This window comes from Pseudomonas sp. PDM28, assembly GCF_019219115.1.
GTDB lineage: Bacteria > Pseudomonadota > Gammaproteobacteria > Pseudomonadales > Pseudomonadaceae > Aquipseudomonas > Aquipseudomonas laurylsulfatiphila.
Window position 1 is genome coordinate 272,102 of the sequence record NZ_JAHUWG010000008.1, and the last position, 23,034, is coordinate 295,135.

Sequence of the window (23,034 nt, forward strand, 5' to 3'; positions counted from 1 at the left end):
GCGGCCGCGCCACAACCCTTCATCACCTGGAGCAATCGTGATGCCCTCTTCACCTGCAACTCTGCAAAGCTTCATCGCCGGCCGCTGGATCGGCCAACACGGCGCACAAATCCTGCGCAGCGCCATCGACGGCCATGAAATCTTCCGTACCCATGAAGAACGCCCGGACTTCGCCGAAGCCATCGAGCACGGCCGTCGCCAGGGCATCAGCGGCTTGATGGCGCTGGACTTCCAGCAGCGCGCCCAGCGTCTCAAGGCCCTGGCCCTGTACCTGAGCGAGCGCAAGGAACAGCTCTACGCAATCTCCCACCACAGCGGCGCGACCCGTGCCGACAGCTGGATCGACATCGAAGGCGGCAACAGCACACTGTTCACCTACGCCAGCCTCGGTTCGCGGGAACTGCCGTCGGGCAACGTCGTCCACGAAGGTCCGGCGCTGCAACTGAGCAAAATGGGCACCTTCGCCGGTACCCACATCCTCGTGCCGCGCGGTGGCGTGGCCGTACATATCAATGCCTTCAACTTCCCGATCTGGGGCATGCTGGAGAAGTTCGCGCCGAGCTTCCTCGCCGGCATGCCGTGCATCGTCAAACCGGCCAGCGCCACCAGCTACCTGACCGAAGCCGTGGTGCGCCTGATGGATGAGTCCGGCCTGCTCCCGGCGGGCAGCCTGCAACTGATCATCGGCGGCACCGGCGACCTGCTCGACCGCCTGCAGGGCCAGGACGTGGTGACCTTCACCGGTTCCGCCGACACGGCGGCCAAGCTACGGGTCAACCCGAACCTGATCCGCAACTCGGTGCCGTTCACCGCCGAAGCCGACTCGCTGAACTGCGCGATCCTCGCCCCGGACGTGACCCCGGACGACGAGGAATTCGAGCTGTTCATCAAGGAAGTCGCCCGGGAAATGACCACCAAGGCCGGGCAGAAATGCACCGCCATCCGCCGCGCCATCGTGCCGGCCAAACACATCGACGCAGTCGCTACCCGTCTGCGTGATCGCCTGGCCAAAGTGGTGGTCGGCGACCCGTCGGTGGAAGGCGTGCGCATGGGCGCACTGGCCTCCCACGACCAGCAGAAAGACGTGGCCGAGCGCCTGGAAGCCCTGTTGCAGAGCAGCGACATGCTGTTCGGTGCGCGTGACGGTTTCGAACCGCGCGGTGAACATGTCGACAAAGGCGCGTTCTTCGCCCCGACCCTGTTGCAGGCCCGCGACCCGCATGCCGAGGGCGGTGCCCATGACATCGAAGCGTTCGGCCCGGTCAGCACCCTGATGGCCTACGACGATCTCGACGAAGCCCTGGCCCTGGCCGCGCGCGGCAAAGGCAGCCTGGTGGCCAGCCTGGTGACCAAGGATCCGCAGATCGCTGCCAAGGCGATTCCGGTGGCCGCAGCCTGGCACGGGCGCCTGCTGGTGCTGGATCGCCACTGCGCCGGCGAATCCACCGGTCACGGCTCGCCACTGCCACAACTCAAGCACGGCGGCCCGGGCCGTGCCGGCGGCGGTGAAGAACTCGGCGGCCTGCGCGCGGTGAAACACTACCTGCAACGCGCGGCGGTGCAAGGTTCGCCGACCATGCTGGCGGCGGTCACCGGCGAATACGTGCGCGGCGCCAAGGTCATCGAAACCGACGTGCATCCGTTCCGTCGCCATTTCCAGGACCTGCAGATCGGCGAATCGCTGCTGACTCACCGCCGCACCGTCACCGAAGCGGACCTGGTGAACTTCGGCTGCCTGTCGGGCGACCACTTCTACATGCACTTCGACGACATCGCGGCCAAGGAATCGCAATTCGGCAAGCGCATCGCCCACGGTTACTTCGTACTGTCGGCAGCGGCCGGGTTGTTCGTATCCCCCGGCGTCGGCCCGGTGCTGGCCAACTACGGCCTGGACACCCTGCGCTTCATCAACCCGGTGGGCATCGGCGACACCATCCAGGCGCGCCTGACCTGCAAACGCAAGATCGACCAGGGCAAGAAGAGCCCGCAGGGCATTCCGCAAGGGGTGGTGGCGTGGGATGTGGAGGTCACCAACCAGTTGGGTGAGCTGGTGGCCAGCTATGACATTTTGACCCTGGTGGTCAAGCGCGAAGAGTAAGGGTCAAGCGCAAAAGATCGCAGCCTTCGGCAGCTCCTACAGGGATCGGGTACATCCGGGTGTACGCCACCCCTGTAGGAGCTGCCGCAGGCTGCGATCTTTTGACTTTTGATGCGTGTCTCCCTGACGTACCACCGGCTTCTTCACTTCACCTCTCGATGGTTGATGAGATCAATTTGGGCATGATTGCGGCTGCGGCAAATGGGGTTTGCGCGCCTTTATTCGCGGCGTTTTTATGGGCAAGTTACTGCTTGTTTAAAAGGCTGCGAGGTTACTTCCCGAAAGCCACAGTGCCTTGCGTCGTTGCCTACACATACCCCAGAATCCGCCGGCTTGTGCGCCTTGGGGCCGCTCGGTAACTTGATTCGCGTCACTGATTGTCAGTGATCGGGTTTAGTCGCCCGGGCAAGGTTAAGCGGTCGCATGAGTATCATCAGTCAGGTATCAGCCTGCGCTCGATGGTGGCTGTGCGCTTGGCGTCTTCGGACGCGCCGGTTTTTGCTTTCCTTGCCGGTCGACTAACTTGCGCACAGCCGCCACCCCTACGTTTAGTCGCGAAATGGTGCGGCCCTACTATGAAAGGGAAGCATTTATGATCAAACCCACACCGAATCCGCCGAACAACTATTCGGAAACACCTTCCGAGCACATCCCCTCATTCGCCGACATACAGTCCACTCCACGCAAACTGTGCACGATGTTTTTCGTTAATCCTGAACTCGATACCGAAAGCCTCCTGACCCATGCCTGCGAATCGCTGGCTTCAGCCAATGTCATGACCATGGATCTGGCGGATCGGACGGAGGGATCGAGTCGCAATACGCTGCTGGGTATTGCGCAAGTCATCATGCTGGGGGAATTGGCGGTCAATCGGGCGTTGGATCGCGTCGATCCGTCTGAGTAGATGATCAAAAGATCGCAGCCTGCGGCAGCTCCCAAAGGGTTTCAGGGATGCCCATGAATTTGTAAGCCAACCTCGAACCACTGTGGGAGCGAGCTTGCTCCGGGCGGCGTTCCGACGATGGCGTCCTGACTGGCGACATTGATGTTGGCTGTACCGGCCTCATCGCGAGCAAGCTCGCTCCCACAGGTTATTGGGAAACCTGAAAAGTCAGTGCTTGCGCAACCACTCGATAAACAGCGCAAACAACTCCGACTGCGACCCCACCTCCAATTTCAGGTACAGATTCTTGCGGTGCATGCGCACGGTTTCCGGCGAGATGTTCATCTGGCTGGCCGTGGACTTCACCGAATGCCCGCGCAATACCATGTGCGCCACTTCCCGCTCGCGCTCGGTGAGCAATTCACAACCGAAGTTCTCGAACGCCGCCTGCACGCGATGCTTGAGATCGTCGCGCAGGCCTTGCTCGTCATCACGCTCGATCCCGGCACTGCGCAGCAGTCCACGCTGGCTGAATTCGCTGATGAATTCACGCACCAGCGGTTCGACGGCTCGCAGCAGGTTCAACTGTTCGTCGCTCAGGCATTCACCGCCGAAACCCTGATAGAGGCTGACGGAAATCTTCGTGTCGTTGCCGGTATCGACGATGTAGTAGCTGTCTTCCGAACAGCCCGCCTTCAGGTAATAGGATTTGTAGTAGTCACTGTCGAAGAAGTTGTCCGGGGCGATTTCCTCCAGGTGATAGAAGCCTTGCGCCAACCCCTGCTCCACCGCCAGGCAGAACGGGTCGAGCAAATAGCCCCCGGAAAAATAGCGTTCAAGAATCGAAACCTGATACTCCTGGGCAATCCCGCGCTGATGCAGCAGCTGTGGTGCGCGGTCCTTGCGCTCCAGGCTGATCATCATCGACTCCACGGACACCAGCTGCGCCAACGCCGACGCCAGGTACTGCAGGGCGTCAGGCTCATCGACATGGGCGAATGCCTCGCGCATTCCCCCATGCCATTTGTGCAGCGCCCCGAAGGGCATCGCGATCAGCGTATCGTCGTCTGGTTTGCTCATGCCCCGCAGTCTAGCGGGTGCGCAGGCCCTTGGTAAAAGCCTGTTTAGCGAGTTCATTGGCCGCCATACTGACCGCTGGCCTGAAGCTCAGCGGCCACTTCGACAATGCAGTCGCGCAAGGTCTCGACGATCTCATCGACCTGGGCAAACGTCAGGATCAACGGTGGCGACATCACGTTGAGGTGCATGATCGGCCGCACCAGCAAACCCCGGGCCTGCGCCCGCACGTGGATCTTCTCGCCGATGTTGATCTCGTCGGGGAACAGCGCCTTGGTGTGTTTATCGGCGACGAACTCCACGCAGGCCATGAGTTTCTGGCAGCGCACATCCCCCACCAGCGGCAAGTCCCGCAGGGTGGCCAGGCGCTCTTCCAGATAAGCGCCCACCGTGTCGACATGGGCCAGCAGGTTTTCCCGCTCGATGATTTCGATGTTCTTCAGCGCCGCCGTGCAGCACACCGGGTGGCCGCTGTAGGTGAAGCCGTGGGTGAAGCAGCGGCCCTTGCCCGGCTCGGCGATGACCTTCCAGATACGCTCGGAAAAGATGCACGCGCCCAGCGGCAGGTAGGCCGAGGTCAGGCCTTTGGCCGTGGTGATGATGTCGGGCTGCACGTCGAACACATCCCGGGAAGCGAAGAACTTGCCGAGGCGCCCGAACGAGGTCACCACTTCGTCGGCGACGAACAGGATGTCGTAGCGCTGGCAGACGTCCCACATGCGCTTGAGATAACCCCGAGGCGGAATGATCACCCCGCCCGAGCCCATGATCGGTTCGGCAAAGAAAGCGGCGACCTTGTCCGCGCCAATCGACAGGATCTTGTCTTCGAACTCCTTGACCAGGAACTCGAGGAACTGTGCCTCGTCCATGCCGTCGGGCGCGCGGTACGGGTTGGGGTTGGAGACGTGGTGGATCAGCGGGTTGGCGTAATCGAACTCCGGCACCCGGTCGGCGGCCTTGTTGCCGATCGACATGGTCAGGGTGGTGGAGCCGTGATAGGCGTTGAACCGGGCGATGACGTGTTTCTTTTCCGGCTTGCCGCGGCAGTTCTGGTAGTACTGGATCAGCCGGTACGCGGTGTCCACGGCGGTGGAGCCGCCGGTGGTCAGGAACACATGGTCGAGGTCGCCGGGGGCCAGGCTGGCGAGTTTTTCGCACAGCTGGATGGCGACGTTGTTCGACATGTCGGAAAACGGATTCGAATAGGCCAGCTGGCGCACCTGGTCGGCGATGGCCTCGGCCATTTCCTCGCGGCCCAGGCCGATGTTGGTGCACCACATGCCGCCCACCGCATCGAGAAAGCGGTTGCCCTGGGTGTCGTAGATGTAGGCGCCATCGCCGGCAACGATGTTCAACGAGCCTTGTTCGGCGTGTTCGTCGAACATGTGGTAGCCGTGCATGTGATGGGCCTTGTCGGCCTTGACCAGCCGGGACTCGTCCGCTGGGGAAAAAACGCTGTGTGTTGGCGTCGCCATAAATGAACCTCTAACCGAAATGACTCACGATCGAACAAATCAGATGCCGCTTTTCACGGTGCTCCAGACCCGGGTAATCGCCCGCATGTCCTTGGCGTCCTGGGTCTTCTGCGGGAACAGGCGCTTGCGGGTCTGTGCATCGGGGTAGATCGCCGGGTTGTCGCGTACTTCGGCGTTCAACAAGGGCGTGGCCGCCGCGTTACTGTTGGCATAGTTGATGTAGTCACTCACATCCGCCATCACCTGCGGCTGCATCAGGTATTCCAGGAATTTGTGCGCATTGGCGACGTGCGTCGCATCGGCCGGGATGTACAGGTTGTCGAACCAGATCAGCGAGCCTTCCTTGGGGATGAAGTACGCCAGGTTGATCTGCTTCTTGGCTTCTGCGGCGCGGGCCATGGCCGTGGCGTAGTCGCCGGACCAGGTCATGGCCATGCACACATCGCCGTTGGGCAGGCTGGTCAGGTAGTTGACCGAGTCGAACTTGCGCACGTAGGGCCGCACGGACAGCAGCAGGTCCTGGGCGGCTTTCAGATCCTCCGGGGCGGCGCTTGTGGGGTCGCGTCCCAGGTACGTCAAGGCCATGGGGATGACTTCGGTCGGCGCATCGAGCAGGGTCACGCCACAGTCGGCGAAGCGCGAGACGATCTTCGGATCGAAGATCATCGCCAGCGAACCGATCGGCGCGTCCGGCATGCGTTCCTTGATCTTGTCGACGTTGTAAGTCACGCCGTTGCTGCCCCAGGTGTAGGGCGCCGAGTACTGGGTGCCGGGGTCATAGCCCTGTAGATCCTCGAGGATTTGCGGGTCGAGGTTGGTCCAGCCCGGCAGCTGTTTTTTGTCCAGTGGCTGGAACACCTTGGCCTTGATCAGGGGTGGCGCGAGCGAGGCGTTCAACACGATCAGGTCATAACCGGAATGGCCGGTGAGCAACTTGGCCTGCACCGTTTCATAAGAGTCGAAGGTGTCGTAGACCACCTTGATACCGGTGGCCTTTTCGAAGTCGGCGATGGTTTTTTCACCGATGTAATCCGCCCAGTTATAGAGCCGCAACGTATTGCTCTCGTCCATTTGTGCGGCGTAGGCATGAAAGGTCAGCGGTACAACAAACAGACTGGAAATCACCTTAAGCAGTGTCTTGCCCATAGCAAATGCACCTTATAGCGAGTTCGGCTCTGGATGAGCGGATGCCTCCACTATTGGTCGATTGGCCGGGCGGAACCATACCCCGAATGGGTGTGTGTCGTTTTTGGCACACCGGCATGGCAAAAAGCGGCAGCGCAGTTGACCCGTTTTGCCATAGATCGGGATTTGTCCGGCGCTTAAAGTGGCAGCCTGAACCGACCCTGCGGAGCCTGCGATGACAGATTTGATCAAACACGAGCAACGCGACGGCGTGTTGACGCTGACCATCGACCGACCGGACAAGCTCAACGCGCTGAACAACGCCATGTACACGCAACTGGCCGAGCTGTTGCTGGCCGCCAACGAAGACCCGCAGACCGGCGTGATCATCCTCACCGGCGGCCCGGCCTGCTTCACCAGTGGCAATGACCTGGTGGATTTCCTCCAGAATCCGCCGACGCATCTGGACGCCCCGGCGTTTCGCCTGATGAAAGTCGTCACGCGCCTGCAAAAGCCGCTGATCGCGGCAGTCTGCGGGGCGGCCATCGGCATTGGTACTACGTTGCTGCTGCATTGCGACCAGGTGCTGGTCACCCGCAACGCCAAGCTGCGCATGCCGTTCGTCAATATCGGCCTGTGCCCCGAATTCGGTGCCAGCCTGTTGCTGCCACGCCTACTCGGCCACGCCCGCGCCGCGAGCCTGCTCCTGCTGGGCAACGGCCTGGACGGCAACGACGCGGTGAACTGGGGCATTGCCAACGAAGCCTTCGATGACGGCGAGCAATGCCTGGTTGCGGCCAGAAAAATCGCCCAGCGCTTTTTGGCCCTGCCCCAGGAGGCCTTGCGCCAGTCCCGGCAGTTGATGAAACAGGCGACGTTGCCAGAACTGGAAGCCACCCTGCGCGAAGAAAACACGCTGTTCATCCAGCGCCTGAATACCGACGAGGCGAAAAACGCCTTGAACGCCCTGCTCAATCGCAGTACAGACAAGAATCCACCGAAAGGAAACCAGCCATGAACACTCCAGAAATCTACGTCGTCAGCGCCGCCCGTACCGCCATCGGTACGTTCGGCGGTTCGCTCAAGGACGTGCCCCTGGCCGACCTCGCGACCACGGCCGTGAAAGCCGCCCTGGAACGAGCCGCCGTGGACCCGGCGCTCGTTGGCCATCTGGTGATGGGCAACGTGATCCCGACCGAAACCCGCGACGCCTACATCTCCCGCGTCGCCGCGATGAACGCCGGCATCCCGAAGGAAACCCCGGCCTACAACGTCAACCGCCTGTGTGGTTCGGGCCTGCAAGCGATCATCAACGCCGCCCAGACCCTGATGCTCGGCGATGCCGACATCGTCGTCGGCGCCGGTGCCGAATCCATGAGCCGTGGCCCCTACCTGATGCCTTCGGCCCGTTGGGGTTCGCGCATGGGCAACGCCCAGGTCATCGACTACATGCTCGGCATCCTGCATGACCCCTTCCATGGCATCCACATGGGCATCACCGCCGAAAACGTCGCCGCGCGCAACGGCATCACCCGCGAAATGCAGGACGCCCTGGCCCTGGAAGACCAGAAACGCGCGGCCCACGCGATTGCCAACGGCTACTTCAGCGAGCAGATCGCGACCGTGGAAATCCAGGATCGCAAAGGCGTCAAACTGTTCAGCGTCGACGAACACCCGCGCGCCACGTCCCTGGAACAGCTGGCAGCCATGAAGCCGGCGTTCAAGAAGGACGGTTCGGTCACCGCCGGCAACGCCTCGGGCCTCAACGACGGTGCCGCCGCGCTGGTCATGGCCAGCGGCAACGCGGTCCAGGCCAACAACCTGAAGCCACTGGCCCGCCTGGTCAGCTACGCCCACGCCGGCGTCGAACCGGAATTCATGGGCCTGGGCCCGATCCCGGCCACCCGCCTGGCACTCAAGCGCGCCGGCCTGACCGTCGCCGACCTGGACGTGATCGAAGCCAACATCGCCTTCGCCGCCCAGGCCTGCGCCGTCAGCCAGGAACTGGACCTCGACCCGGCCAAGGTCAACCCGAACGGTTCGGGCATCGCCCTGGGCCACCCGGTGGGCGCGACCGGCGCGATCATCGCCACCAAGGCCATCCACGAACTGCACCGCACCGGCGGCCGTTACGCGCTGGTGACCATGTGCATCGGCGGCGGCCAGGGGATTGCGGCGATTTTCGAACGCGTCTAAGCAATCGCCGCAAAAAAGGCCGGTGATCGCGCAGATCACCGGCCTTTTTCATTTCGGTAAACCAGTAGCGATCCCCTGTGGGAGCGAGCTTGCTCGCGATGGCGGCGTGTCAGGCACCATCATTGTTGACTGGACCACCGCTATCGCGAACAAGCTCGCTCCCACAATGGTTCTCTTGCGCATGCAGAATCTCCTTCTCTCTGAACAAAGCACCTGACGACCGGCAGCAAAAACCATTTGCCACAAAATATTACATGCATCATATTACAAGCATCATAATTAAACACCGCCTGACAGGTATCCCTCCATGACCAGCATGTCCGCCGTTGAACCCGACCTGGACGCCCAAGTGCAACCGGCAAAACGTCCCCTGCTCAAGCGCCTGCTTCTGCCAACAATGGGCATCGCAGCGTTGGTATTGGCCGGGATGTACGGCGCGCATTGGTGGACGGCCGGGCGTTTCATCGAAGAAACCGACGATGCCTACATCGGCGGTGATGTAACGGTGATCGGGCCAAAGGTGGCGGGTTATATCGACGAAGTGCTGGTGACCGATAACCAGAAGGTCAAGGCCGGCGATGTGCTGATCCGTCTCGATTCGCGCGACTACCGCGCCAACCTGGCCAAGGCCGAAGGCGCAGTGGCCGCCCAGGAAGCCTTGCTGGCCAACCTCGACGCCACCGAACAACTGCAACAGGCCGTCATCGGCCAGGCCCGCGCCGGCATCGACGCCGCCGGTGCCGAAGCCACCCGTTCGCGGGATGACGATGCCCGCTACAAAAAACTGGTGTCCACCAACGCCGTCTCGGTGGAAAGCGCCCAGCGCGCCAATGCCACATTCAAGCAGGCCCAGGCCCAAAGCAACCGTGCCCAGGCGGAATTACTGGCCGCTCAGCGCCAGTTGAATGTGATCGACACTCAGAAACAACAGGCCCGGGCCGCCTTGATCCAGGCCAGGGCCGAGCGCGACCTGGCGCAGTTGAATGTCGGCTACACCGAACTGAAGGCACCGGTTGACGGCGTGATCGGCAACCGTCGGGCACGGGTCGGCGCCTATGCCCAGGCCGGCTCGCAATTGCTCTCGGTGGTGCCGGCCAGCGGCCTGTGGGTCGACGCCAACTTCAAGGAAGACCAACTGGCGCACATGGTGCCGGGGCAACGGGTGGTGATCCGTGCCGACGTGCTGTCGGGGCAGGAGTTCCACGGTCACCTGGACAGCCTCGCCCCCGCCAGCGGTTCGCAGTTCAGTGTGTTGCCACCGGAAAACGCCACCGGCAACTTCACCAAGATCGTGCAGCGGGTACCGGTGCGGATTCACCTCGACCCGGCCGACAGTGTGCTCGGACACCTGCGTCCGGGGTTGTCGGTCACCGCTGAAGTGGACACGCGCAAGGCGCCTGATGCGCCAGCCGTAGCCAGCACGCCATGAGCCGCGCCCTCGCCGCCCAGGCGCAACCGTTCAATGCCGCGGACATGGCAACGGCCACCAAGGTCTTCGCCTTTGCCAGCATGTGCATCGGCATGTTCATTGCGCTGCTGGATATCCAGATTGTCTCGGCCTCGTTGCGTGACATCGGCGGCGGACTCTCCGCCGGCACCGACGAAACCGCGTGGGTGCAAACCAGTTACCTGATCGCCGAGATCATCGTGATTCCGCTGTCGGGTTGGTTGTCCCGGGTGTGTTCCACGCGCTGGCTGTTCTGCGCATCGGCGGTCGGCTTTACCCTGACCAGCCTGCTGTGCGGCGTGGCCTGGAACATCCAGAGCATGATCGCCTTCCGTGCCCTGCAAGGCTTTCTCGGCGGTTCGATGATCCCGATGGTGTTCACCACGGCCTTCGTGTTCTTCACCGGCAAGCAACGGGTGATCGCCGCCGCGACCATAGGCGCGGTGGCGTCCCTGGCACCGACCCTGGGACCGGTGATCGGTGGCTGGATCACCGACATCTCGTCCTGGCACTGGCTGTTCTACATCAACCTGGTGCCGGGGATATTCGTCGCGGTGGCCGTGCCGATGCTGGTGAAAATCGACCAGCCGGAACTGTCGCTGCTCAAAGGCGCGGATTACTTGAGCATGGTGTTTCTGGCGCTGTTCCTCGGCTGCCTGGAATACACCCTCGAAGAAGGCCCGCGCTGGAACTGGTTCAGCGACCGCACGATCCTGACCACCGCGTGGATCAGCGGCCTGGCCGGGCTGGCGTTCATTGGCCGGACCCTGCATGTCGCCAATCCGATTGTCGATCTGCGCGCCCTGAAGGATCGCAATTTTGCCCTGGGCTGCTTCTTCTCATTCGTCACCGGCATCGGCCTGTTCGCCACCATTTACCTGACGCCGCTGTTCCTCGGCCGAGTGCGTGGCTACGGTGCACTGGACATTGGTCTGGCAGTTTTCTCCACCGGGGTGTTCCAGATCATGGCGATTCCGCTGTACGCCTTTCTGGCCAACCGCGTCGACCTGCGCTGGATCATGATGACCGGCCTCGGACTGTTCGCGTTATCGATGTGGGATTTCAGCCCGATCACCCATGACTGGGGGGCCAGGGAGTTGATGTTGCCGCAAGCCTTGCGCGGGATTGCCCAGCAACTGGCGGTGCCGCCTGCGGTAACGCTGACCCTCGGCGGCCTGGCACCGGCACGGCTCAAACATGCCTCGGGGCTGTTCAACCTGATGCGTAACCTCGGCGGGGCCATCGGCATCGCCGCCTGTGCGACCATTCTCAATGACCGCACCAACCTGCATTTCACCCGGCTGGCGGAAAACCTCAACAGCACCAACGAGGCACTCAACCAATGGCTGTCCCAGGTCGGCAACAACTTCGCCGCCCTCGGCCAGAGCGGTGACGCCGGCGTCACCGCCAGCCTGCATCAACTCTGGTTGCTGACCTACCGCGAAGCCCAGACACAAACCTATGGCGACGCGTTTCTGATGATCGGGGTGTGTTTCGTCATCGCCACGGCGATGGTGCCCTTGATGCGCAAGGTGCAACCACCGGCCGCGCCGAGTGCCGATGCCCATTGAGGCATCGGCGGTTTGTGGAACATCAGGCCTGAGGTGTTTTACGGAAGCCGACCGCCAGGCGGTTCCAGCTGTTGATGGTGCTGATGGCGACTGTGAGGTCGACCATTTCCTTGGGCGTGAATTGCGCGCTGACCACTTCGTAGTCTTCGTCCGGGGCGTGGGTCAGGCTGAGCTGGGTCAGGGACTCGGTCCACAGCAGTGCCGCGCGTTCACGCTCGGTGAAAAATGGCGCCTCGCGCCAGGCCGTCACGGCGAACAGACGACGCGGGGTTTCGCCACCCTTGATCGCATCGGCGGTGTGCATGTCGATGCAGAAGGCACAGCCGTTGATCTGCGAAGCGCGAAGCTTGACCAGTTCAATCAGGTTTTTTTCCAGCGGCAGCTTCGACACTGCGGTTTCCATGGCGATCATCGCCTTGAGGGCGTCGGGGCTGGCAGTGTAGAAATCGATACGGGGTTGCATGACGTGCTCCAGGGCAAGTGGGTGTGTCGCTACGTTAGTCCCTCGGTTGGTCTGCACAAATAGCCAATATTCCAGAAGTCGAGGAGGCCATTGGCGCGGGTGTGATGGGTTTCACTCTTCACTTTTGGTGAATTCACTGCCGTCATCGCGAGCAAGCTCGCTCCCACAGGGAAATGCACTCAAATGTGGGAGCGAGCTTGCTCGCGATCCGCGCAGCGGCCATTCACCACCGAGCTCAAACCCGATTGCGCAACCACCGCAGAAAGCCCTTTTTCTCCACCGCCACCGGCAGCTCCTGAGTCAGGGTTTTCGCTTTTTGCAGCCGGTAATCGAGCAAGGCTTTCATTGCATTGTTGATGTCGTGACGGGCATCCAGGCACGGCTTGAGGTAGGACTTTTCGATGCGGTACAGGCCGCAGAATGTCTTGGCGGTGAACTGCGCAGGCAGCGCGCTGTCGGTGAGAATACCCGCCTCGCCGATCACCTCCCCCGGCCCCATGCGTCCGGATTCGAAGGGCGTTCCGTGGCGCATCAAGGTCACCGAGATCACGCCGGATTCGATAATGAACAAGTGATCGCTGACCTCCTCCGCTTCCAGGATCACCTCCCCGGCGCGAAAGGTTTGCAGGGTCATGTTCTGGCTGAACGTATCTTTCTCTTCCTGACGCAGGGTGGAGAAAATCGGCGAGCTGTTCAGCAAGGCCCGTTTGCGTGTCGAGTTGATCGGCGGGCTGGGCTCCACGCTCGACAACAAATTGACCCCGGACGCCTGCAAGTGCCGGTAGGCCAGGTCGTACAGCTGATTGCGCACCGAGCGCTTCTCGTCCATCGACGCGACAAAACCGTTGATTTCGTAGACCGCGCCGGTGTTGCTGGCACTTTTGAGACCGACGCTGGGCGACGGTGTATCCAGCAGCGCGCGGCAACCTTGCATGGCCCGCTCCAACGCGTCGATCACCGTGTTCGGCCTCGCATGGGGGCTCACTTCCAGGGAGACGGAGATACCGAACATGTCGTTCGGCCGGCTGAAATTGATGATCTTGGCCTTGGCCGCCAGGGAGTTGGGAATCACCGCCATGCAGCCCTGGGAGGTCTGCAAGCGGGTGGCGCGCCAGTCGATGTCGGTCACCTTGCCCTCCATGCCGTCGATGGAGATGTAGTCATCCAGTTGATAAGGCTTGGTGGTGTTGAGGACGATCCCGGAGAACACGTCGCTGAGGGTACTTTGCAACGCCAGACCGACGATGATCGCCAACGCGCCGGACGTCGCCAGCACGCCCTTGACCGGCAGTTCCAGCACATAGGCCAGGGCCGCAATCACCGCGATCAGGAAAATCACCGCGCCGAGCAAATCCTGGAGCAAGCGCCCGGTATGCCCGACCCGTTGCATCATCACCGCGCCGATCAGCACGGTCAGGGTCCGCGCACCGAACAACCACCAGCCGATCTGCAAGCCGGTGGCGGCCAGGTGCAGCGGCACGTTATCGGCCCAGGGCGGCGGCTCCATCGGGTTCAGGCCTTCGTTGAACAACAGGAGGCTGAACAACGAGAAAATCACCACCCGCACCAGCAGCCGCCAGGCACTGCCCGCGGCGCTGAGCAAGTACCACAACCCGAGATCGATCAGGATCAGCGCCATGGCGCAGATCAATGGGTGTTCAGTGAGCAATGACAGCATCAAGCAACTCCATCCAGGGCCAATGACGCGAAGATCGCATGGATTGGCACTAGTGTAGGAGCAATTGATTTCGCTGGATGAACACGTCTGGCAGAACACACTGAAAAACCTGTGGGAGCGGGCTTGCCCGCGAAAGCGGTATAACAGTCAACAAATAGGTTGAATGTTAAGCAGCCTTCGCGGGCAAGCCCGCTCCCACAGGGATCGTCGTGGCTGGACTATTTGCTGTTGGTCAGCGTGCTGTAGCTGGTCATCAGGTTGCGGTAGTCCGGAATATGGTTGGAGAACAGCGTGCCCAACCCTTCGATATCGTTGCGCCAGTCGCGGTGCAGTTCACAGGCCAGGCCGAACCAGGTCATCAATTGCGCGCCCTGGGCGGTCATGCGGCTCCATGCCGATTCGCGGGTCAGTTCGTTGAAGGTACCGGACGCGTCGGTGACCACGAACACATCAAAGCCTTCGGCCAGCGCCGACAGTGCCGGGAACGCCACGCAGACTTCGGTCACTACGCCGGCGATGATCAATTGCTTCTTGCCGGTGGCCTTGATTGCCTTGACGAAGTCTTCGTTGTCCCAGGCGTTGATCTGGCCAGGGCGAGCGATGTACGGCGCATCAGGGAACTGCGCCTTGAGCTCGGGCACCAGCGGGCCGTTGGGGCCGGTTTCGAAACTGGTGGTGAGGATGGTCGGCAGCTTGAAGTACTTGGCCAGGTCGGCCAGGGCCAGCACATTGTTCTTGAAGCGATCAGGATCGATGTCGCGGACCAGTGACAGCAGGCCGGTCTGATGATCCACCAGCAGAACGGCGGCGTTGTCCTTGTCCAGACGCTTGTAGGAAGTGGTCATTGCAGTAATCCTCGCAGGTTATCGATGCCGATTGGAGATCGGCGTGGGGCAGCCGGTTAGCGCTGGGAATCCAGCGCCTCGTGTTCGTTCGCCACTTGCTGGGCCTTGAGGTAGCTCTCGATCAGCAATTGATAATGCGGCATGGCCTGGGCGTAGACAGCGGCCCACTGCTCGGCATCGGGGCGGTTCCACGAGCCTTGCAGCTCGGAGAGCGTCGCCATGATGTCGATCGGCACCACCCCGGCCTGGGCCAGGCGGGCAATGGTCAGGTCAGTGGCCAGTTTCGAGTGGTTGCCGGAGGCGTCGACCACCGCAAACACCTTGTAGCCTTCATGCACGGCGGCGATGGACGGGAACGCCAGGCACACGCTGGTCAGGGTGCCGGCGATCACCAGGGTTTTCTTGCCGGTGGCTTTGACCGCCGCGTGAAACTCCGGGTTGTCCCAGGCGTTGATTTCGCCTTTGCGCGCCACGTACTGCGCATGGGGTGCGGCCTCGTGGATTTCCGGGATCAACGGCCCGTTCGGTCCTTGCGGAACGGAAGCGGTGGTGATCACTGGCATCTTCAGCAAGGTGGCGGCCTTGGCCAGGGCAATGGCGTTGGCGCGCAGTTGTGGCACGTCCATGTCCTTGACGATCTGGAACAGTCCGCTCTGGTGATCGATCAACAGCATCGCGCTGTCATTAGGATCGATGGTCGGTTTCTGGCCGTTGAAGTTGGCCGCGTAGACAGTACTCATGTGCGTTTCCTCTTTCTTTTGGGCAACAGCCATCCCTGGCCCGAAAACCGGCCTACTCATCCTGTGTAGAGTCGGGTGTTTAAGCGCTGCGAATTAAGCGTGCATCCGACCGAAGCGGCCGGACTGGAAGTCGGCGAAGGCCTGGTGGATTTCTTGCTCGGTGTTCATCACGAACGGCCCGTGACCGACGATCGGCTCGTCGATCGGCTCGCCACTGAGCAACAGCACCACCGCGTCTTCGCTGGCTTCGAGGGTCAACTGATCGCCCTTGCGATCGAACAGGGCCAGTTGCCCCTGGCGCACCGGCTCCAGGCCATTGACCTGGACCGTGCCACGCAAGACCACCAGTGCGGTGTTGCGCCCTTCATGCAGGTCCAGGGTCAGCGACTTGCCGGCATTCAATCGAATGTCCCACAGGTCGACCGGGGTAAAGGTGCGTGCCGGGCCCTTGTGGCCGTCGAACTCACCGGCGATCAGGCGCAGGCTGCCGGCGCTGTCCTTCAAGGCGATGCTCGGGATGTCAGCATCGAGAATCGTCTGGTAGCCGGGGTCGGCCATTTTGTCCCTGGCCGGCAGGTTGACCCACAGTTGCACCATTTCCAGGGTGCCGCCGCTTTTGGCGAAACCGTCGGAGTGAAACTCTTCGTGCAGGATCCCCGAGGCCGCGGTCATCCATTGCACATCGCCGGGGCCGATCTTGCCGCCGCTGCCGGTGGAATCCCGGTGCTCCAGTTCGCCCTTGTAAACGATAGTCACGGTTTCGAAGCCACGATGAGGATGCTGACCAACGCCACGTCGCTCGGTGGTCGGGGTGAATTCAGCGGGGCCGGCGTGATCGAGCAACAGGAACGGGCTGATGTGTTTGCCCAGGTTGTCGTAGGAAAACAGCGTGCGAACCGGAAAACCGTCGCCCACCCAATGGGTCCGTGGACGGGTGTAGATACCGATGATGTTTTTCATGGTGTCTCCTGATGAGGGGGTGAAGCCATGGACAAAGCTTAAAACCGTGACCTTTGCTGCGCTAGACTGCAAAAATCAGCTTTAGCGTTCTATTTGGAGAACGATGGTGGAAGACCTCAACACCCTCTACTACTTCACCCAAGTGGTGGAGCATCACGGTTTCGCCGCGGCCGGCCGGGCACTGGACATGCCCAAGTCGAAGCTCAGCCGACGCATTGCCGAGCTTGAAGAACGCCTCGGCGTGCGCCTGCTGCACCGCACCAGCCGGCATTGCTCATTGACGGAAATCGGCCAGGCGTATTACCAGCGCTGCCTGGCCATGCGGGTGGAGGCTGAAAGCGCCGCCGAACTGATCGAACGCAACCGCTCCGAGCCTCAGGGCATAGTGCGTATCAGTTGTCCGACGGCGCTGCTCAACACCTGGGTCGGGCCGATGCTGACCCGCTACATGCTCAAGTACCCGTTGGTGGAAGTGTTCATCGAGAGCACCAACCGCCGGGTCGACCTGATTCACGAAGGCTTCGACATTGCCCTGCGGGTACGCTTTCCTCCGCTGGAAAACACCGACATGGTGATGAAGGTGCTGGGCAACAGCACCCAGAGCGTGGTCGGCAGCCCGGCCTTTCTATCGCGCCTGTCGACACCGGCCTCCCCTGCCGACCTCAGCGGTCTGCCGAGCCTGCACTGGGGCGCGGCGCAGCGCGAATATCAGTGGGAACTGTTCGGCGCCGATGGCAGCACGGCGATGATCCGGCATGCCCCGCGCATGGTCACCGATGACCTGTTGGCCTTGCGCCATGCGGCGGTCGCCGGGATCGGCATCGTGCACCTGCCCAGCGTGGTGGTGCGCGATGAAATCGCTGCCGGACAACTGGTGGAACTGGTGCCCGGCTGGGCACCGAAGAGCGGTGTGATCCATGCGATCTTCCCCTCGCGTCGGGGGTTGCTGCCGTCGGTGCGCACCTTGATCGATTTTCTCGGGGAGGAATTCAGCCGCAGTGATATTGCCTGATGGCAGCGGCAAGTTGATTGGGGCGCAAGGGTAAGGTTTCAAAACCGCGGCGCCCCTTTCGCGAGCAAGCCCGCTCCCACAGGGAAATGCATTCCAAATGTGGGAGCGGGCTTGCTCGCGAAGGCGTCGGATCAGACACCCTAACCCAACCAGACTGCCGATGATTCTTGATTTACGGTAAACATTGCTTTGCCGCTCCAGCGGTTTTTCTCACGGATGCAGGCGCGGATACTGCCGCCCATTCCCACTGCAACCTCTGGAGTCATCAATGTCCATTCCCGCCTTCGGCCTGGGTACGTTTCGCCTGCAAGGCCAGGTGCTCATCGATTCGGTGAGCACCGGCCTGGCACTCGGTTACCGGGTGATCGATACCGCACAAATCTACGAGAACGAAGCCGAGGTCGGCGAGGCTATCGCCGCCAGCGGCATCGCCCGGGAAGACCTGTTCATCACCAGCAAGATCTGGGTCGCCAACCTGGCCGGCGATCGACTGATCGACAGCCTGAAGGAAAGCCTGGACAAACTGCAGACCGATTACCTGGACCTGACCCTGATCCACTGGCCGTCGCCGGACGATCAAGTGCCTGTCGCAGAGTTCATGGGCGCCCTGCTCGAAGCCAAACGCATGGGCCTGACCCGGCAGATCGGCGTGTCCAACTTCACCCTCGACCTGATGAAACAGGCGATTGCGGCCATCGGCGCCGAGCACATCGCCACGAACCAGATCGAACTGCACCCGTACCTGCAGAACCGCAAGGTCGTCGCGCTCGCGCAGAGCCAGGGCATCGGCATCACGTCCTACATGACCCTGGCGTACGGTGAAGTCCTCAAGGACCCGCTCATCCAGCAGATCGCCGAACGCCTGCAAGTGACGCCGGCTCAGGTCACCCTGGCGTGGGCCATGCAATCAGGCTACTCGGTGATCCCGTCGTCCACTCGCCGGGCCAACCTGGAAAGCAACCTGAAGGCTCGCGAACTGACCTTGAGCGAGGCCGACATGGCCTTGATCGCAACACTGGATCGCGGCCACCGTTTGACCAGCCCCAAAGGCATCGCACCGAACTGGGATTGATCCTCAGTCCTGCTCGAGACGCTGGTCCAGGCGGGCCATGGCTTGCTGCAACTGGTCGACAGCGGCGTCGATCAGTGCCGCGCGGCCGTCATTGCACGCCCGCTCCAGTTGTTCGCAACACTCGACCAGGGCAAGCGCTCGCACCATCAGCGCCCCGCCCTTGATCCGGTGTGCGAGTGTCTGCAAACCCGGGCGATTGCCGCTGGTGTGCAAGGCCAGCAAATGCACGCGGTCCTCGCGGTTGGTCAGCGCCAGATCGTGCAGCAGTTGATCGATCAGCTCACGATCCGATTCCGCATAGCGCTCCAGTCCGCTCAAGTCGAACTCGGCCAAACCTGGATCGTCATTTGCCGCCGGGGGAGCGCTGGAAAACCGCTGGGCCAGCCACGCCTGCAGATCCACCAGGCGAATGGGTTTGAACAGGCAATCGTCCATGCCCGCCGCCTGACACCGGGCTTTCTCCTCGGCCTGCGCATTGGCGGTAAAGCCCAGGATCAGCGTCGGCGACAGCCCCTGCAGCCGCTCTTGCTCACGTATCGCGCCGGCCAATTCGTAACCGCTGAGCACCGGCATGTTGCAGTCGGTAATGACCAGTTCGAAACCCTGTCCGAAACCCTGTCCGCGCCACTGTTCAAGCCCCTGCGCCCCGTTCTCCGCCAGCACCACACTGTGGCCCAGATAGCTCAGCTGCCGCGAGAGCAGCAGGCGATTGGCCGGGTAATCGTCGACCACCAGGATCGACAACGCCCGGGTCGTGAGCCGTGCCGAGTCCTGGGCCATCTCCCCCGCGGGCAACGCTGGCAGGGCGGGCAGCACCAGGCTGATGTCCACCCGAGTGCCGCGCCCAAGCTCACTGTCGAGATGCAACTGCCCGCCCATCATTTCGCACAGGGTGCGACTGATCACCAGACCCAGGCCGGACCCTTGCCGGGCAGTCTGCTGATTGTTATCGGCCTGCACGAACGGGCTGAACAGGCGTTGCTGGTCAAAAGCGCTGATGCCGATGCCGCTGTCCTCGATCCGCACGCTGACGGCGAGATGCGCCGGAGCTTGCGGCCGCACTCGCAGTGTCAGGCTCACCTGGCCCTCACGGGTGAACTTGATGGCGTTGCTCAGCAGATTGGACAGCACTTGTTTGAAGCGCACGGGATCGAGCATCACATCGCGGTCACTGTGTTCGGCGAGCTCGACCCGCCATTGCAGATTCTTCTGAATCGCCAGCCCTTCGAAAACCCGGCAGACCGACGCCACCAGCGCATGCAGGTTGACCCGCTCCGGCGCCAGCGACAAATGCCCCGATTCGATCCGGGCGACGTCCAGAATGTCGCCGATCAAATCCAGCAATTGCTGCCCGGCGTTGGACGCCACCTCGATGGCGGCGCGATCGGTCACCCCTTCATCGGCCCGCTTCAGCGCCAGTTCGAGCATGCCGATCAAGGCGTTCATCGGCGTGCGGATCTCATGGCTCATGGTGGCCAGGAACGTGGTCTTGGCCCGGTTGGCGTCGTCCGCCGCGTCCTTGGCTTCCTGCAATTGCCCGAGCAATTGCTGACGCTGGCGAATCTGCCGCCGTTGCCAGACGATCCCGGCCAACGCGAGCAACAGCAAGACACCCGCCAGCGCAAACGCCTGCACGATCGCCTGTCGGTGTCGCAGCCAGTAACTCTGCTCGACCATCGAGTCATACCGCCAGGGTTGAGTCAGCTCGTCGATTTCTTCGGGCGGAATGCTAAGCAGCGCCTTGTCCAGGATCGAATGCAGTTCAGTGGCCTCGCGACTGGTTGCCAGGGTGCTGCGGGCGGGGTCGGTGCCCACGGTACTGGTCACTTGCAGGCGATCGCGATACTGCCGGGAAATCAGATAACGGGCGCTGATCAACGAGTTGATGCCGCCGTGGGCCTTGCCCTGGGCGACCATTTCCATGGCGTCCGTCGACAGTGGCGCATCCACCATCTGGATCTGCGGGTAATGCTTGCGAAGGTACTCACCCGCAATGTTGCCTTGAGTCAGCGCCAGCGTCCTTCCCGCCATGTCATCCAGCGTCCTGGGGCTGTCCGCGGTTACGCGAGTCACCAATACCGAAGGGCTGCTCAGAAACGCCCGGGTGAACAACAGTTCATCTTCACGCTGGGAGCTGAGGCCGATACCGGCCAGCACATCGATCTGCCCGTTCGTGATGGCGGCCATCATCTCGGATACCGACTTCATGCCGCGGATGTCAAATTGCAGCCCGGTGCGCACACTGATTTTCGCCAACAGATCGACGCCGATGCCGCGAAACTTGCCTTCGCTGTCGACAAATGAAATCGGCGGGATATTTTCATTGATCGCGACCCTCACGCGCGGGTGGCGCTCGAGCCAGAGCTGTTCGGCCACGCTCAGTTGCAATGACTGGGTGCCGGGGATAGACACCCCGTTTGCCCCCCAACGACGCAGGATGTTCATTTGTTTATTGGTGGTGATGGCCGCCAGCGCCTTGTTGACGATGTGCAACAGCGAATCGTTGTCGCGGGCCATCGCAAAGGCAAAACGCCCGGGCTCCATGGGCGAGAAGTCGGTCAGTTGCACGTTGTTCAGGTAGTTTTTGCTGATCAGATAGTGGGCATTGATCGCATCGCCCAGGTAGACATCGGCCTGGCCGAAAGCCACGGCCCCCATCGCCGCCAATGTCGAGGGAAACAGCTGGACCTGCGCCCTGGAATAGAACTGTTGCACGCTGTATTCGGGCAAGTAGTGATACAGCATCACCAACCGCTTGCCGGCCAGTGTCGGGTCGAGCACCGGAGGGAAATCGGTACGCGTGACCAGCACCGGCTGATCGACCGCATACGCGCTGGACATCTGTAGCTGCGGATCTTCGGCCTCAAATCGATTGGCCGTTCCCAGCAGGTCCGCCCGCCCCTCCTTGATGGCCTGCACCGCGTCGGCTCGCGACGGATAACGTTGCACCTCTACGACGACGTTCAACAATTGTTCGAGCAACCCGGCGTAATCGGCTGTGAGGCCTTCGAACACCTTGCCCGCCGTATTGAACTCGAAGGGGGGATAGTCAGGCGCCGAGACAGCCAGCACCAATCGGCCCTTTTGCTGCAGCCAGCGCAACTCGGTGTCCGACAACCCGGCGCTCAGGCCTTCGGCACTCGAGCGTCCCAACAAGGTCAACGACTGTTGCGCACAGACAGTCGATGCCCAGAGAAGCAGGCCCGTCAGCGCCCAACCAGCCAGCCGTCGGAATACGTTCATTCAGATCAGATGATTGCGCAGGGCGAAATCCCTCAGGTGCACCGACGAGCTCATGTTGAGCTTGAGGGTGAGTCGGGTCTTGTAGGTACTGACGGTCTTGTAGCTCAGGTGCATGATCTCGGCGATTTCCAGGTTTTTCGAACCCCGGGCCAGGTACTGCAGAATGGTCAGTTCGCGATTCGAGAGCTTGTCGATCAGCTGCTTTTCACTGCGTTGCAACTCCCCCATCGCCACGGAACTCGAAGGGAGCTGGGCGAAATAGGTATAGCCGGCCATCACCGAATTCACCGCCGCCTTCAGGTCATCCAGGTCCTTGCTCTTGGAAACATAGGCCACAGCCCCGGCACGCATGCAGCGGTCCTGATAAAACTGCGCCTCCAGCGAGGTGAACACCACCACGCGGCATCGGGTGTTTTCGGCCTTGATGCGATCCATCACCTCAAGCCCCGCCACACCGGGAAGGCCCAGATCAAGCAGCACGACATCCGGTTGATGCTCCCGGATCAACGACAGGACCTCGTCACCACGGGAGGCCTCGTAAATCTGCTTGAATCCTTCGCCCTTGAGTACGAGTTTGATCATGGAGCGAACCACCGGATGATCTTCCACAATCAGTGCTGACTTCATGACAACTCCCGTGCAAAACAACACGATCGGGCAAAAATGCCCTCCAGGCACCGCAGCAGCTGGGCACAACGCTGCGCATAGACTTTTGCATGGAAGGCTGGAAAGAACTACCTGACAGAAATGACAGTTCCGACGAACGGTACCCCACAATCAATGACGCTCATCAACTGTGTAATCGACGCCAGGTCAGGCAAAGCGGCCTGGCTGAACTGGACCTTGCCCGCGATGGGCGGCACCCGCGCCTGCTGGTCATTGAAGATAAACCCGTGATGAACCTGCGGGTTGTCGGCCAGGAAACTGAGCAGGTCCAGCCCTTCGCTGGCCATCGCCCCATTGACGAGCACCAGATCCAGAGGCTCGCCAGCGTACTCCACCAGTGGGAGGAGCTCGTCGAGGCTGTGCACCGGTGCCACCCGAAAGTAGCCGAGCTGGTTGAACAGCCGCTCGATCCGCAAGCGATTGAAGTGCTGCGCATCGGCGATCAGGATGCGCAAGGATTTATCCGGCAAGGTGACCTCCAAA

The 23,034-nt window shown here is 61.7% G+C and carries 19 protein-coding genes; 8 read left to right on the forward strand and 11 right to left on the reverse strand.

The annotated features are described in order from the left end of the window. Positions 1 to 40: 40 nt before the first annotated feature. The gene (paaZ, locus tag KW841_RS19940; protein ID WP_218479330.1) at positions 41 to 2,098 is read left to right on the forward strand and encodes a phenylacetic acid degradation bifunctional protein PaaZ; all 2,058 of its coding nucleotides are present in this window, start codon (positions 41 to 43) and stop codon (positions 2,096 to 2,098) included. Positions 2,099 to 2,690: 592 nt separating this feature from the next. Continuing rightward, on the forward strand, positions 2,691 to 3,002 hold the full coding sequence (locus tag KW841_RS19945; RefSeq protein WP_218479332.1) for a DUF6124 family protein: 312 nt from the start codon (positions 2,691 to 2,693) through the stop codon (positions 3,000 to 3,002). Between the two features lie 207 nt (positions 3,003 to 3,209). On the opposite strand, the gene KW841_RS19950 is transcribed toward KW841_RS19945, so the two are convergent. From KW841_RS19950 to KW841_RS19960, 3 genes are read right to left on the reverse strand one after another with little or no spacing between them, the layout of a single operon-like run. Continuing rightward, positions 3,210 to 4,118 carry a LuxR C-terminal-related transcriptional regulator gene (locus KW841_RS19950; RefSeq protein WP_008049805.1) on the reverse strand — a complete coding sequence of 303 codons (909 nt, stop codon included), beginning with the start codon at positions 4,116 to 4,118 and terminating at the stop codon, positions 3,210 to 3,212. After that, positions 4,115 to 5,533, reverse strand: a complete 1,419-nt coding sequence (locus KW841_RS19955; protein ID WP_218479335.1) for an aminotransferase — start codon at positions 5,531 to 5,533, stop codon at positions 4,115 to 4,117. The genes KW841_RS19950 and KW841_RS19955 overlap by 4 nt, the downstream gene beginning before the upstream one ends. 39 nt (positions 5,534 to 5,572) lie before the next feature. Further along, positions 5,573 to 6,679 carry a polyamine ABC transporter substrate-binding protein gene (locus tag KW841_RS19960; RefSeq protein WP_218479337.1) on the reverse strand — a complete coding sequence of 369 codons (1,107 nt, stop codon included), beginning with the start codon at positions 6,677 to 6,679 and terminating at the stop codon, positions 5,573 to 5,575. Between the two features lie 214 nt (positions 6,680 to 6,893). Here KW841_RS19960 and KW841_RS19965 point away from each other — a divergent pair, with 214 nt between their 5' ends. From KW841_RS19965 to KW841_RS19980, 4 genes are all read left to right on the forward strand, one after another. After that, positions 6,894 to 7,676, forward strand: coding sequence for an enoyl-CoA hydratase-related protein (locus KW841_RS19965; protein ID WP_218479339.1), 783 nt, complete (start codon positions 6,894 to 6,896; stop codon positions 7,674 to 7,676). Continuing rightward, positions 7,673 to 8,854: an acetyl-CoA C-acyltransferase family protein gene (locus KW841_RS19970; protein WP_008049801.1), complete on the forward strand. Its 1,182-nt coding sequence runs from the start codon at positions 7,673 to 7,675 to the stop codon at positions 8,852 to 8,854. The genes KW841_RS19965 and KW841_RS19970 overlap by 4 nt, the downstream gene beginning before the upstream one ends. A gap of 307 nt (positions 8,855 to 9,161) precedes the next feature. Continuing rightward, the gene (locus KW841_RS19975; RefSeq protein ID WP_218479340.1) at positions 9,162 to 10,283 is read left to right on the forward strand and encodes an HlyD family secretion protein; all 1,122 of its coding nucleotides are present in this window, start codon (positions 9,162 to 9,164) and stop codon (positions 10,281 to 10,283) included. Further along, on the forward strand, positions 10,280 to 11,872 hold the full coding sequence (locus KW841_RS19980) for a DHA2 family efflux MFS transporter permease subunit (protein WP_218479342.1): 1,593 nt from the start codon (positions 10,280 to 10,282) through the stop codon (positions 11,870 to 11,872). The genes KW841_RS19975 and KW841_RS19980 overlap by 4 nt, the downstream gene beginning before the upstream one ends. A gap of 22 nt (positions 11,873 to 11,894) precedes the next feature. Here the strand turns inward: KW841_RS19980 and KW841_RS19985 are convergent, their stop codons facing one another. From KW841_RS19985 to KW841_RS20005, 5 genes are all read right to left on the reverse strand, one after another. Further along, positions 11,895 to 12,335, reverse strand: coding sequence for a carboxymuconolactone decarboxylase family protein (locus KW841_RS19985; protein WP_218479344.1), 441 nt, complete (start codon positions 12,333 to 12,335; stop codon positions 11,895 to 11,897). Positions 12,336 to 12,570: 235 nt separating this feature from the next. Beyond that, complete coding sequence (locus tag KW841_RS19990; RefSeq protein ID WP_218479346.1) at positions 12,571 to 14,013, reverse strand: mechanosensitive ion channel domain-containing protein; 1,443 nt, start codon at positions 14,011 to 14,013, stop codon at positions 12,571 to 12,573. Positions 14,014 to 14,231: 218 nt separating this feature from the next. Next, positions 14,232 to 14,858, reverse strand: a complete 627-nt coding sequence (ycaC, locus tag KW841_RS19995) for an isochorismate family cysteine hydrolase YcaC (RefSeq protein ID WP_007977984.1) — start codon at positions 14,856 to 14,858, stop codon at positions 14,232 to 14,234. Positions 14,859 to 14,914: 56 nt separating this feature from the next. After that, entirely contained in the window at positions 14,915 to 15,598 is a 684-nt protein-coding gene (locus KW841_RS20000) for an isochorismatase family protein (protein WP_218479349.1), read from the reverse strand. Between the two features lie 93 nt (positions 15,599 to 15,691). After that, the gene (locus tag KW841_RS20005; RefSeq protein WP_218479351.1) at positions 15,692 to 16,558 is read right to left on the reverse strand and encodes a pirin family protein; all 867 of its coding nucleotides are present in this window, start codon (positions 16,556 to 16,558) and stop codon (positions 15,692 to 15,694) included. A 103-nt stretch (positions 16,559 to 16,661) separates the two neighbouring features. Between KW841_RS20005 and KW841_RS20010 the strand changes: the two genes are divergently transcribed. Together KW841_RS20010 and dkgB are read left to right on the forward strand one after the other, a co-directional pair. Next, a complete protein-coding gene (locus KW841_RS20010; protein ID WP_218479353.1) occupies positions 16,662 to 17,570 on the forward strand; it encodes a LysR family transcriptional regulator in 909 nt (302 codons plus the stop codon). A gap of 268 nt (positions 17,571 to 17,838) precedes the next feature. Then, positions 17,839 to 18,642, forward strand: coding sequence for a 2,5-didehydrogluconate reductase DkgB (gene dkgB / locus KW841_RS20015; protein WP_218479355.1), 804 nt, complete (start codon positions 17,839 to 17,841; stop codon positions 18,640 to 18,642). 3 nt (positions 18,643 to 18,645) lie between these two features. Here dkgB and KW841_RS20020 read toward each other — a convergent pair whose 3' ends face one another. From KW841_RS20020 to KW841_RS20030, 3 genes are all read right to left on the reverse strand, one after another. Further along, on the reverse strand, positions 18,646 to 21,885 hold the full coding sequence (locus tag KW841_RS20020) for a transporter substrate-binding domain-containing protein (protein WP_218479357.1): 3,240 nt from the start codon (positions 21,883 to 21,885) through the stop codon (positions 18,646 to 18,648). Continuing rightward, a complete protein-coding gene (locus KW841_RS20025) occupies positions 21,886 to 22,512 on the reverse strand; it encodes a response regulator transcription factor (protein ID WP_218479359.1) in 627 nt (208 codons plus the stop codon). Positions 22,513 to 22,619: 107 nt separating this feature from the next. Then, positions 22,620 to 23,021, reverse strand: coding sequence for a chemotaxis protein CheY (locus tag KW841_RS20030; protein WP_218479361.1), 402 nt, complete (start codon positions 23,019 to 23,021; stop codon positions 22,620 to 22,622). Positions 23,022 to 23,034 lie beyond the last annotated feature (13 nt).